8 protein-coding genes and 1 pseudogene are annotated in these 13696 nt (G+C 34.3%); all 9 read right to left on the bottom strand.

What is annotated here, in order from left to right:
* Nucleotides 1-5: 5 nt before the first annotated feature.
* Nucleotides 6-1454 (bottom strand): UDP-N-acetylmuramate--L-alanine ligase, encoded by a 1449-nt coding sequence (gene murC, locus HACICURV3402_RS01895; protein WP_157992658.1) that lies wholly within the window; start codon nt 1452-1454, stop codon nt 6-8.
* A gap of 64 nt (nt 1455-1518) precedes the next feature.
* Nucleotides 1519-2576: pseudogene (gene murG / locus HACICURV3402_RS01890) on the bottom strand (undecaprenyldiphospho-muramoylpentapeptide beta-N-acetylglucosaminyltransferase).
* A complete protein-coding gene (ftsW, locus tag HACICURV3402_RS01885) occupies nt 2577-3788 on the bottom strand; it encodes a cell division protein FtsW (protein WP_157992657.1) in 1212 nt (403 codons plus the stop codon). It abuts the pseudogene before it with no gap.
* A complete protein-coding gene (gene murD, locus HACICURV3402_RS01880; RefSeq protein WP_157992656.1) occupies nt 3788-5104 on the bottom strand; it encodes a UDP-N-acetylmuramoyl-L-alanine--D-glutamate ligase in 1317 nt (438 codons plus the stop codon). Before murD ends, ftsW begins: the two co-directional genes overlap by 1 nt.
* Before the next feature lie 2 nt (nt 5105-5106).
* The gene (gene mraY, locus HACICURV3402_RS01875) at nt 5107-6189 is read right to left on the bottom strand and encodes a phospho-N-acetylmuramoyl-pentapeptide-transferase (RefSeq protein ID WP_157992655.1); all 1083 of its coding nucleotides are present in this window, start codon (nt 6187-6189) and stop codon (nt 5107-5109) included.
* Nucleotides 6183-7544 (bottom strand): UDP-N-acetylmuramoyl-tripeptide--D-alanyl-D-alanine ligase, encoded by a 1362-nt coding sequence (gene murF, locus HACICURV3402_RS01870; protein WP_157992654.1) that lies wholly within the window; start codon nt 7542-7544, stop codon nt 6183-6185. The genes mraY and murF overlap by 7 nt, the downstream gene beginning before the upstream one ends.
* Complete coding sequence (gene murE / locus HACICURV3402_RS01865; protein ID WP_157992653.1) at nt 7541-9028, bottom strand: UDP-N-acetylmuramoyl-L-alanyl-D-glutamate--2,6-diaminopimelate ligase; 1488 nt, start codon at nt 9026-9028, stop codon at nt 7541-7543. Before murE ends, murF begins: the two co-directional genes overlap by 4 nt.
* Before the next feature lie 8 nt (nt 9029-9036).
* Nucleotides 9037-10788 (bottom strand): peptidoglycan glycosyltransferase FtsI, encoded by a 1752-nt coding sequence (gene ftsI / locus HACICURV3402_RS01860; protein ID WP_157992652.1) that lies wholly within the window; start codon nt 10786-10788, stop codon nt 9037-9039.
* A 2091-nt stretch (nt 10789-12879) separates the two neighbouring features.
* Nucleotides 12880-13665, bottom strand: a complete 786-nt coding sequence (gene znuB / locus HACICURV3402_RS01855) for a zinc ABC transporter permease subunit ZnuB (RefSeq protein ID WP_157992651.1) — start codon at nt 13663-13665, stop codon at nt 12880-12882.
* Between the last annotated feature and the right edge of the window lie 31 nt (nt 13666-13696).

Genomic DNA, 13696 nt, shown 5'->3' with positions numbered 1-13696 from the left:
TTGATTTATAATTGTAATTTTAATTTAGCTAAAGTACGAGCAAGTATCCCTATATTACCAGCACCCTGAACTAAAATTAAATCATTGCCAGTTAATTGTGATAATAAATTATCTAGAACCATCTGATGATTACAAGCGAAAATCGGATTGACTTTATGATATGCACGAATTGTGCCACATAAAGCATAACTGCTAACTCCTGTAATTGGAGACTCACCGATAGGATCTATATCTAGTATTAGAAGAGAGTCTACCTGTGAAAGAACTTTTGCGAATTTCATATAGAAATCACGAGTACGAGTATAACGGTGTGGCTGAAAAATCATTATAAGATTCTTCTCTGGCCACCCATTACGTACAGCTTTAATAGTTACATCAATTTCTGTTGGGTGATGACCATAGTCATGAAATAGCATCACAGTACTGATTTTTCCATTGTTTTTTGTAAGGATAAATTCACCAAGATATTCAAAACGACGCGCGGTACCTTGAAAGTTTCGTAATACATTAAGAATAGTTTTATCATCAATATTATCTTCAGTAGCAACTGCAATGGCTGCTGCGGCGTTTAGCGCATTGTGATGTCCGGGTTCATTAAGAATAACAGGCATGGCAGGCATCCCTGCACGAGTGATGGTGAAATGTCCTTTTCGACCGCAAGATATATAGTTTTTAATACGTACATCTGCGTCTTTACTAAAACCATAGGTAGTAACTGAGCAATGGATGTTAGGTATTAACTCACGAATGACTGTGTCATCAAGACATAATATTGCTTTTCCATAAAACGGAAGGTTCTGTAAAAAATTAATAAAAATTTGTTTGAGGTTGTCGAAGTCACCTTGATATGTGTCCATATGTTCAGCTTCAATATTGGTAATAATAGCTATTACCGGTTTTAAATATATCAGAGATGCATCACTTTCATCTGCTTCGACAATTAGATACTGACTGTGTCCTAAACGTGCATGACTTCCGGTTGACTTAACAAGCCCTCCGTTTATAAAAGTTGGATCCATACCCCCTTCTATATATATATCTGATATCATTGCAGTGGTAGTTGTTTTGCCATGAGTCCCAGCAACAGCAATGCCATATCGGAAGCGCATGAGTTCTGCTAACATTATAGTTCGATTGATAACTGGAATGCACGCTTTGTGCGCTGCAGAAATCTCTGGGTTATGCGCAGGTATAGCAGAAGATACAACTACTACGTTAGAACCAGTTATGTTATTTTGGCAATGGTTAAAATAAATAGTTGCACCTAAGGAACTGAGTCGTTTAGTTATTATATTTTGTAATAAGTCTGATCCACTTATTTTATAACCTTGATAGATTAAAACTTCGGCAATACCACCCATACCAGAACCACCAATACCGATAAAATGGATATGTCGCACTTTTCGCATTTTAGGTATATTATAAACTAGTTTTAATGGTTGTCTCGTATTCATTTGGTCCTTATAGTATTTTTATTGCTTTTGTAAATTGCGGAAGATCTTTCTGTATTCTAATATTTTAGCGAGTTGCACTTCTTACTACTTTTGCAACACGTTCTGTAGAATCAAGAATGGCCATGGTATGAACTTTTTTAGCCATTTCTAAAAGTTTTAGACGATCCCATGAAGCAAGCTGTTCTGCCACGAGATCAGCTGTAAACCAATGTTCTTCATAAATGACGGCACCTCCTGTTTTAACTACTGACAAGGCATTCCAGTATTGTTGGCGATCTTTATGTTGGAAAGGTACAAAAATAGCTGGTAACCCCACAACAGCTAGCTCACTGACTGTCATTGCACCTGATCGACATATCACTACATCAGCCCAAGAATAAGCGTAAGCTATATTGTTAATAAATTCTGAAATCCGATAATGGATTGAATTTGTCTTCATGTACGCATGTTTTACTGAATTAGATGCTCCTTTACCAACTTGATGCCATAGGCATATTTTACTGCCAAGTTTATAAGCTACTTGAGGCATAACCTGATTTAAAATATGCGCACCTTGACTGCCGCCTATTACTAAGACGCGGATTGGTCCTTTGCGTCCTGCAAAACGTATAGAGGGTTGGGGTAATGAAAGAATGTCCGTGCGTACTGGGTTTCCAACTACTTCTGCAGAAGTCCAGGCTCCTGGAAATGCCTGTATAACTTTACCGGTAACCATGCTAGCAATTTATTAGTTAAACCAGCAACACTATTTTGTTCGTGTAAAATTAGAGGTATACCACAGCTCCAGGCTGCAAGACCTCCCGGTCCAGTAATATACCCACCCATGCCTAATGCTACATCTGGTTTCCATTTTTTTATAATTTCTTGTGCTTGAATCCATGCTTTAATAATATTTAAAGGTGCTGATAAAAAAGTTTTTATACTTTTGCCGCGTAGACCGCTAATTCTAATATATTCAATAGTAATACCGTGCTTTTGGACTAAATTTTCTTCCATTTTTCCAGTAGCACCCAGCCAATAGATTTTCCAATTTATTTTTTGTAGATAGATAGCAACAGCCAGACCAGGGAATATATGTCCACCAGTTCCGCCACCAATAATCAGTAGTTTTTTTTGATTCATTTATGACCCCCGTATAAATGCTTGAGATGTGGCTAAACGCGTTTCATGATCAATACGTAATAAACATGTCATGGCTATTGACATAATAATCAAACTGGATCCTCCATAGCTAATCAGTGGCAATGTTAGCCCCTTCGTTGGTAATATTCCTGCCGCCACTCCAACATTAATTAGTGTTTGAAAGCCAAACCATACACCAATAGCACATGCTAAAAATCCTGAAAATTGTTGATTAAGTTTTAGTGCAGATTGACCAATTTTTACTGCACGAAAAGAAATAGAAAAAATCATTAATAACACTATAAAGACACCGATATAACCTAGTTCCTCACCAATAATTGAGACAATAAAGTCAGTATGTGCCGCTGGTAAATACTCTAATTTTTGTACTGAGTTGCCTAATCCTTGTCCCCATACCTGACCTCGTCCAAATGCCATAAGAGATTGCGTGAGTTGATATCCGTTTCCAAATGGATCCATCCAAGGATTCCAGACAGAACTCACACGTCGCATTCTATAAGGTTTTTCTAAGATAAGTAACGTCACCGTAGAAATACTAGGTCCTATAATAAGAAGAAAATGCCATAATTTTGCACCACTAATAAATAGCATTGCTAAAGAAATAACAAACATAATTACTATAGTTCCCAAATCTGGTTGAGCCAGTAACAGTGTTGCTAGTATGAGCAGCACGCTCATAGGTTTCCAGAATCCCCAGAAGTTATTACGCACTTCATGAATCTTGCGTACCAGATAATTTGACAGGTAACAAAAAAGGGATAGTTTAGAAATTTCTGCTGGTTGTATACCGATAGGTCCTATAATAATCCATCGTGATGCTCCATTTGCGGATCGGCCTAAGATTAAAACGAGAAGCAATAAAATCATTGTAATTAGTAGCATTTTATTGCTGTATTGTTGCCATAATTTCATAGGAATTCGTAGTGTAATTTGAGCAACCGTGAGCGCCAATAATATATAGAGCGCCTCACGTTTTACAAAGAAAAAAGGATCGCCTGATAGGCGATGCCCAATAGTCATGGAAGCTGACGTCACCATTACGAAGCCTATTATCACTAAACCAAGTATTAACCATAACAATGTCCGATCATATAAAATTATATCCTCCCTTACTTGTTGATTTTTACACATCATCCAACGCGTTAATGACTTAATAATTCTGATTAGACTTTGGTGGTTTGCTATATGCATTAATTAACTCCTTGTGCGAGTTTAGTAAATAACAAACCGCGGTGTTCAAAGTTTTTAAACTGGTCCAAACTTGAGCAAGCTGGTGATAACAGGACAATATCACCATATTTGACCTGCTTAGCAATTTGATTTACCGCCTCATCCATAGTTGGAGTTATTACTGTGATCTCTGAGCGTAATTTTGCTAGTTGTTCCCGGTCACGTCCAAAACAGTAAAGACGAATCTTGGCTTTATAAAGATAGCGAACCAGAGGTGTAAAGTTAGCCGATTTTCCATCCCCCCCTAAAAGGAGCCATAAGATCCCGTTAGAATGCAACCCCTCTAACGCAGCGATTGTGCTAGCTACATTAGTTGATTTTGAGTCATTAATCCAGCGTACTCCGTTGTGTTCATGAACTAGCTGACAGCGATGTGCTAAACCACGAAAGCTCATTAATACTTGCTTGCTACTAGTTCTTGGTAAGTTAATAGCATCAGCTAGTGCAAGAGCAGTTAGTGCATTAATGTAATTATGTTTACCTATAAGTTGGATTTGATTAGTGTTAAGAAGGCATTCTCCTCGGGCTTTTAACCAGGTACCATTTTTCTTTTTTTTGAGATAGTAATCACCAGTATGTAAACCAACGCTTCGATAGTTTTTATTGTTTGATTTTTCTGGTATAGTAAGTGCATCATCAGAATTAATTACACATATCTGAGCATTGTGATAGATACGTAATTTAGCAGAACGATACTCTTCTATGCCTAATGGGTAGCGTTCCATGTGGTCCTCAGAGATATTAAGAACAGTGGCAGCGCTTGCGCGTAAGCTTCTAGTCGTTTCAAGCTGAAAACTAGATAGCTCTAATACATATAGTTGTGCAGCTTTATTTAATAATGTTAGTGCAGGTAATCCAATATTGCCACCTGTTCCAACTCGCCACCCCCTGTGTTTGGCTATCTTACTAACTAAACATGTAACGGTGCTTTTCCCATTAGAACCAGTAATAGCAATAATTGGAGTCTTTGTTTCGCGGCAAAATAACTCGATATCACCTATAATTTCGATTCCAGCTTGTGCGGCAGAAATTAATGATGGATGCCTAAGACTGATTCCTGGACTACTAACAATTAACTCAGAACCTAGTAACCAATCATCATTCATGCTTCCTAACCAATATTGAATATTATGTGGAAGATTTAGTAAATTTGGCGGTTTAATACGTGTATCTATTACGCGCGGTAGGACACCGCGCGATATAAAAAAATGAACACAAGAAAGACCAGTGAGGCCCAACCCAATAATAACAATTTTTTTTCCTTGATAGTCATTCACTACTATCTTGCCTTTAGGGTTACCAATCCAACAAATACTAATGCCAGAGTTATAATCCAAAAACGTATAATAATACGAGGTTCTGGGCAACCTTTTAATTCATAATGATGGTGAAGAGGAGCCATATAAAAAATACGATGACCACGTAATTTAAAAAATAAGATCTGAAGAATCACTGACAGAGTTTCTATCACGAATATCCCTCCCATAATGAAGAGTAAAAACTCTTGTCGCAATAGTATTGCAGTTGTACCAAGCGCACCTCCTAAGGCTAGTGATCCTACATCTCCCATAAAAATTTGAGCTGGATAAGTATTAAACCATAGAAAACCTAATCCAGAACCGCTGATTGCAGTACAACAGACAACTAGATCTTTAGCATGTTTTAAATAGGGAATATGTAGATATTCAGAATATTGTAGATTGCTAGTTGCCCAGGCTACTAATGAAAATGCTGCAACGATAAATACTATTGGCATAATAACCAGACCGTCAAGTCCATCTGTTAGATTTACAGCATTGCTAGTACCTACTATAACAAAATATGCTAAAAGAAAATATAGAATGCCTGCTTGTGGTATGATATTTTTAAAAAATGGAAGTACTAAAGCTGTAGCAGGCGTGTCTTTTCCGACAAAATACATGATACTACATAAGGCCAGTGCAATTACTGATTGCAAGATATATTTCCATCGAGGTAGCAATCCTTGGCTATTAGCGTCTTTTACTTTTAAATAATCATCAATAAACCCAATAAGACCATAACTCATAAGAATAAAAAGAACACAACAGACGTATAGGTTGAGTGGATTACCCCAGATTAGTACTGAGACAATAATGGAAATAAGTATTATAATACCTCCCATCGTTGGGGTTCCATTTTTTATAAAGTGTGATTCCGGTCCTTCAGTACGAGTTACTTGGCGAATAGATTTTTTCTTTAAGCGGGTAATAATTAGTGGCCCTATCCATAAAGACAGAAAGAAAGAAGTAAGGAAGCTCATTATAGCTCGGAAGGTTAGAGAGGAGAAAAAATGAAAACCAGAAGAAAGAGTTACGAGATATTCTGTCAGGTACATTAGCATATATTTTGCTCCTGTAAGATGCGTACAATGTATTCCATTGACGTGCTACGCGAGCCTTTGACTAATATAGTAATGCGGTGATGTGAGATCAGTAATTGACAAGCTCGCGTAGCCAAACTAGAGAGATCACAAAAGTGTTCACCTACACCACTATTATGAGCAATATGATGGCTAAGTTTTCCTGTACTGAGTACTTTGTCAATATTAGTATTCTGTATCATATATCCTATTTGAGCATGATATTTATCGGAATGTATCCCAAGTTCTTTCATGTCACCTATAATAAGTACGCGATATCCTGGCATAGTTTTTAAAACATTTATAGCAGCAATCATGGATCCCATATTAGCATTATAACTGTCATCAATTATTAGCTTGTTTTTGTTTAAAACAAATGGAAAGAGACGGCCTTTGATCCCTCCGAAGTTATTTAATCCCTGATCAATCGCGCTTAGTGGTGCACCGCTGGAGAATGCTAATGCAGCGGCAGCTAGTGCATTAGAAATATTGTGTGTTCCTGGTACGTTTAGTGTAATTGTCACAGATCCGATAGGTGAATGCAGAACAAAGTGTGTCCCGTAAATATGAGTAATAATATTAGATGCATAAAAATCACTATCTTGTTTTTTATACAAGGAAAATCGCCAAATAGTTTGTTTATGTAATAAAAACTTCCAATTTAGCCAGTCGTTACTATCATGATTAATAATGGCAGTACCATTCACTGATAGAGCATTGAAAATTTCTCCTTTGCCTTCGGCAATCCCCCTAGTTGTTTTAAACCCTTCTAAATGCGAAATTGAAATATTATTTATTAGAACGCTATGTGGTTTTATTAACCCAGAAGTGTAGGAAATGTCACCTTTAGTTTTGGCACCTAGTTCAATCACTGCGTATTTATGCATTGGTTTTAGACGTAATAATGTAATTGGTACTCCAATAGCATTATTTAAATTACCCTGAGTACATAATGTTGTTCCGCATTTTTTTAAGATGGCCGTTGTCATTTCCTTTACTGATGTTTTTCCAGATGAACCGGTTATGCCAACGATTCGTGCTCTAGATTTATTACGAAACCATACTGCTAAATTTTCTAATGCAATACGTGTATCTCTGACAATTACATGAGGAAAGTCTATGGATAGAGGCCTGTTAACTAAGCAACAGACGCATCCTGCGTTAATAGCATCAGGAATGAAATTATTAGCATCATAATTCTTTCCTTGTAAAGCTAGAAAAAGACTCCCTCTTTGTGCTTTTCTTGTGTCTAGCGTAATTGACGAAATAGAAAGATTACTTCCATATAGTTTACCGTAAGTTATGTCTGCTATTTGTTGTAAGGTGATAGTGATCAAGCTTTAACTCCTACAAGGCTCGCAACTATGTGTCGATCAGAATAGCTAAAATTATTAGTACCAATTATTTGATAATTTTCACTTCCTTTACCTGCCAGGAGTATGGTGTCTTTTTTTTGTGCTGTAATCACTGCGTAAGAAATAGCTTCTACGCGATTCATAATTACTTTGGCACGTTTTTTATAAACGAATCCACTTAATATATCTTGAATAATTTTCTTGGGATTTTCGTTACGAGGATTATCATTAGTGATGATAATCACATCAGATAATTTCTCTACAATCGCTCCCATCAAGGCTCTTTTATGTATGTCACGATTTCCACCACATCCAAAAATACACCATAATTGCCCTTGGCAATGTGATCTTAATGCAATTAATGCTTGTTGTAAGGCATCTGGTGTATGAGCGTAATCTACTATGATTTTTGGTTGATTAATGCCCTTAAAGATCTCCATGCGACCGAATGGAGGTTGTAATTGACTAGCAGTTTTTATTAATTTATCAAGCGGATAGGATAAGGATAAAAGTGTAGCTAAGGATATTAATAAGTTGCTAATATTGAATGAACCTATTAGACTACTTTTAATATAACCACTTCCCCAGATAGATTCAAAATTAACACTTATTCCATTTTTATTATATTTAATCTTAGTAGCATTTAGCCATTCTTTATGGTTTTTTATTGGATATTGATTATTTATAGTTACTGCAACTGCATTAGGTAATTTTAGAAGCCATTTTTTTCCAATTGCATCATCAGCATTAATAATGATCTTTTGAGTCTTATGTGTAGAAAAGAGCAGCCATTTGGCATCTTCATAACACGAAATATTCCCGTGATAGTCAAGATGATCGTGACTAAGATTAGTAAAAATTGCTGCTGAAAAATTTAGGGCTGCTACGCGATGTTGAATTAAACCATGTGAAGAAACTTCTATAGCTACAAGGTTTACCGTTTTTTCTAAGCATGTCACTAGAAATTTTTGGATATCTATAGCGGAGCTAGTTGTATTTGTTGTGTGTACTAGTTTTCCATATAGCCCATTTCCATTTGTTCCCATAATAGCGCTTCTTTGATCTACCAGTGACACCCATTGAGCTATTAGATGTGTTATAGTAGTTTTACCGTTAGTACCAGTGACACCAATGACGGTCATTTTATCACTTGGATGGTGATAGAATCGCCCAGAAAGAACTGAGAGGTGAGATGGTAGTTCTGTTAGATAGATAATAGGAATTCCATGTCTTTCTATTATTTGCCCATTATTAGATGTAATATGAGTTTCAGCAATAACTGCTACTGCACCATTGGCAATTGCTTGAGAAATAAACAAGCGACCATCATTATCATGGCCTTTGATTGCAACAAATAGATCTCCTGGTGTTACTTTACGGCTATCTAATTTGATTGATTGAAGTGCACAATGTGGTGCATTCAATATCCATGGATTAAGCAATGTGTTTAAATTATGATTTTCCACTTATTTTCTCATTTTTTATTCATTGTTGTTGTCTGTTGATTTACGTCTGGAAAAGCATCTGGTGCAATATGCATAATCTGAAGGACATTACTCATGATTGCGCTAAAAACTGGGGCCGAGACAGTGCCGCCATAATATTTACCAGATTGAGGGTCATTGACTACTACAACTAATGCAAAACGAGGCTTGCTTGCAGGTGCCACACCTACAGTATAAGCGATATATCTTTGAATAAATTTGCCACCTAACCCAACTTTTTTAACTGTGCCTGTTTTAATTGCGACACGATAACCTTTAATAGCGGCTTTAACACCACCCCCTCCAGGTAAAGCGACGCTTTCCATCATATGCAGCACTGTACGTATTAATGGCTCGGGGAAAATGCGTTGTCCTGATACTGGCGGGGTAACTTTGACAATTGATAGTGGTCGGTAAATACCGTAACTACCAAATGTTGCATATACTCGTGCTAATTGCAAAGGGGTTACCATTAGACCATATCCAAAAGACAAGGTAGCTTTTTCTATATCTGACCAGTGATTTTTTTTAGGATAAAGTCCTTTGCTTTCTCCAATAAGTCCTAAATTGGTTTCTTGTCCCAATCCAAATAGTGAATAAGTGTTTAGTAATGCATCAATAGGCATAGAGAGAGCTAAACGGGATACGCCAACATTAGATGATTTCTGAAGTATTCCAGTTAAAGTTAATTCATTGTAGAATGCTACATCTCGAATTTCATGGTTATTAACTCGAAAAGGAACAGTATTTAATATGCTATCTTCACTTACAATTTTATTTTGCAGAGCAGTAATTACTACCATTGGTTTAACGGTAGAACCCGGTTCAAACATATCTGTGATGGCACGGTTACGCATCATAGCTTGTGTAGCACCATTTAGGTTGTTTGGATTGTATGCGGGGCTGTTAGCCATTGCTAAAACCTCTCCGGTATGAACATCAAGAAGGACTGCTGTTCCAGACTCTGCTTTGTTAAAGATTACTGCATTAGTAAGTTCGCGATATACCTGGGTTTGAAGGCGTTCATCAATACTTAAAATCAAGTTATGTGCATTCTCAGCGTTGACTGATGAAATATCTTCGATTACCGCGCCCAGGCGATCTTTGCGTATTGTACGTATACCAGGATGACCTGTTAGCCATTTATCAAAACTTTTTTCAATGCCTTCGATACCCTGTCCATCAATATTGGTAATACCAATGAGATGAGCTGTGATACTACCAGTAGGATAATAACGTCGCGACTCTTCGCGTATAAAAATACCTGGTAGGTTTAGTTTTTGAATATATTGGCTAATATCTGGATTAATTTGACGAGCTAAATATAAAAACCGGTTATTTGGATTTGCACTGATTAGTGCTTCTAATTGAGTTAGAGGAATAGATAGTGCGTTGGATAACGCTATCCAACGATGATCTATTGTTATGCCGCCTTTATCGCATAGCGCTTTTGGATCAACAAGAATAGCATGAGCTGGAACACTTACAGCCAAGGGGCGTCCTTCTCGATCACTAATCATCCCGCGTGATGCTTGGAGGATTTTTACACGTAATGATCGTTTATCTCCTTCGCGAACTAGTGGATTAGAATTAATTATTTGTAACCATCCAACTCGCAGTAACAATGTAAGCATAGCAAAAAAAATAAAAGCATAGATAAAAGAAAACCGCCAGTGCGTAAAGATCATTTGTTTTTTTATTGGCTGAAAGTAATTCTTATATTTCTTTAGCTGATTGCTCATTTATTTCCTGTTACTTCATTATTAGTGAATAATATTATTTGATAATATCTTAATATGAGATATCTATATTAATATCATTTCTGTAATTTATTTGACCATACACATCTAATTTTAGTGTTTTAAAGAAAAGATCGATTCTCTTAAAATTTTATACAGATATATCAAAATAATCTCTTCAACATGCATGGATCAGTAATTTTAACACTCTAATAACTATATTCTTACAATAGTAGAGATCAATCTTCTCAAGAGAAGGGTTTTTGACAAAAAATTTTGTATTAGTGATGATGCATAGAACTAGATACAGGTGTTTAATTAATCACAACTTACTTGATTATATGAATATTTAATTTGGACAATACAGTTTTAGGTAAAACCCCTGCAGGGTTTTATTGTCTTCCAAATATATAAAGATTAATTGTAGATAAATTATTTATTTATAATATTTTATTCAGTATAATTATAAATAAATATAGTTTATATTGTTAGATTTCTTCTAATAAATTATTAAATAATCTATTATTTTAGAAAAACTTTATTCTTATTAGGAAAGATAATTTTTTGATATATTTAATCTTAATAAAAATTGATTACTTTATGAATGTATTAAATTAATAGTAATTGAATTACTGTTCAAAACAAACTATAAAAAAGACTTAAATTTTCAACTAAAATTTTTAGTGATTAGAAAGTGTATGATAGAGATATTGATTCAAGTTGATCTAGATTTTTTATTATCGTTATATTATATAAATATTTTTAAATCAGTTAGAAAACTAACGAACTATTTGAACATCAGAATGGATGTTATAGATTGATTAAATTTATACTCCGATCTTACTCATAAGATAAATAAGTTATACATATTTATAAAAACCATTATTATCTAGTACATCTTTGGTTATGGGTTAATTTTTTATTATTTGATATCTTATCTTTTTTCTGAGTTCTATAGTTTTTATTTTTTATTAGAACTAGACTGACATATATGTAATGAATATAAGGATCTATTTTTTTTATATCTATTTTACTTTGTAGATGAAAATAATAATTCAATTATTATATAATCATTCGACAAAATGTGTTCTAAAATACCCGTGATATACACGTCAATTCTTTATCTTAGGATAAATAATTTTAGATATTCTTATCCATTTTTATTACTGAGTATATTCTATAAACCATTAGAGAGAGCTTCTCAAACAGTTCACAGAATTTTAATCTAGTACGAGTGATGAGCGATCCATGAAAATCATTTATAAATATAATCAGATAATAAAACACTTAAATTATATTAATTTTTTTGTTTCTAACAAAAGTATAATATAAGAATATACATTCTTCTTTTATCAGTAAATTTGTTATCTTATTTATAAAAATTTAATTTATGATGGCATTGTATTTTATGGTAAATATTTTTGATATTCAGTATCAAATATTGTTTTTTCTAAACTAATAGTGCAAATATGATATACGTTATTATGTTATGCCCAAGACTAAAGAATGAAAATTTATTCTGGTTAAAGGAATAAACTCAGAATCAATTAATAATATATTCTATGCTTGGTAGCTAATATTTATATATTTTATATATAGTGATTCTGTCTTATAATTATAAGAAAATATCAATGATGTTTAATATAATGATAGTTGTGGTGTTTGACGAGAGAGTTATTTCATATAATGATTAATACAATCTCTTCTTTTGCCTTGAATAAAATCTATAAACACTTAATGATATTCAGTCTTTGTAGATTTTATTAATCAAAACCTGAACAAGGCTTATAAGCTTTATTATAGTGTATTTTCCACTGATTATGTAATTCTATTCTGTTTAAGAATAGTTTCTTAAGTTATGCGCATCAATGCTAAAAATGCAATTGTTTTATCTTCTTAATCCTGAATTAAACAATTTTCAACAATCGTTACTTAAATTTTGTTATAACACATAAGTTATATTACATTTTGGGTTGTGTTTGTTGGTGAAATATTCTCTTGTAAGTTTTTGTTAACATTAAATTAATATCGGATATGTAATATATTTTATGATGTATATGTCTTGTTATAATTTAATTAATTTCATTTTAGTATTTACTCTTCTGTTTTTTTTAAGATGCTTAATATGAACATTAATGCTAGACTTAATACCACTGATGGACCCGCTGGGGTATTATAGTATGCTGATAAAGTCAATCCAGATGTAATTGCTAATATGCCTACAACAACTGCAATTATAACCATGTGTTCGGGAGACTTGGCAAATTGACGCGCAGTAGCAGATGGAATAATAAGTAAAGATGTAATAATTAGTGCTCCAACAAACTTCATTGCTATTCCAATAGTTAGTGAGGTCATGAGCATTAAAATAATTTTAGTTCGATGAATGTTGATACCGTCTATCTGAGCTAGATCAGGACTAATAGTTAGAGCTAGTAGTGATCTCCAATGCCATACTAATAGTATCCATACTAGGATCACACTAAAAAATATTATGCATAAATCACTGGGAACTACTGATAATAAGTCACCAAAAAGATATGCAACTAAGTCCATGCGAATATTGGAAATAAGACTAATAAGAACCAGACCTAGTGATAAAGAACTGTGGGCTATTATTCCTAATAAAGCATTGAGTTCTAAGTTTTCATAGCGTTCTAACCAGACTAGAATTAGCGATAATAAAATAGTTAAGGTAATTATTGTATAAAAAGGATTAATGTTTAATAGAAGACCAAATGCAACTCCAAGCAGTGACGAATGTGCTAGGGTATCACCAAAATACGACATTCTACGCCAAATGATAAAAGAACCAAGAGGGCCTGCAATTAATGCAATCAAGACTCCTGCAATCCATCCTGGTAATAATAATTCAATCATTGCGCCATGATTTTCATGAGATGAAATACTT

It is taken from the genome of Candidatus Erwinia haradaeae (assembly GCF_900698925.1).
GTDB classification, from domain to species: domain Bacteria; phylum Pseudomonadota; class Gammaproteobacteria; order Enterobacterales; family Enterobacteriaceae; genus Erwinia_E; species Erwinia_E haradaeae_I.
Note: the sequence above shows the minus strand (reverse complement) of the source record. Positions and strands in the feature narration are given on the sequence as shown.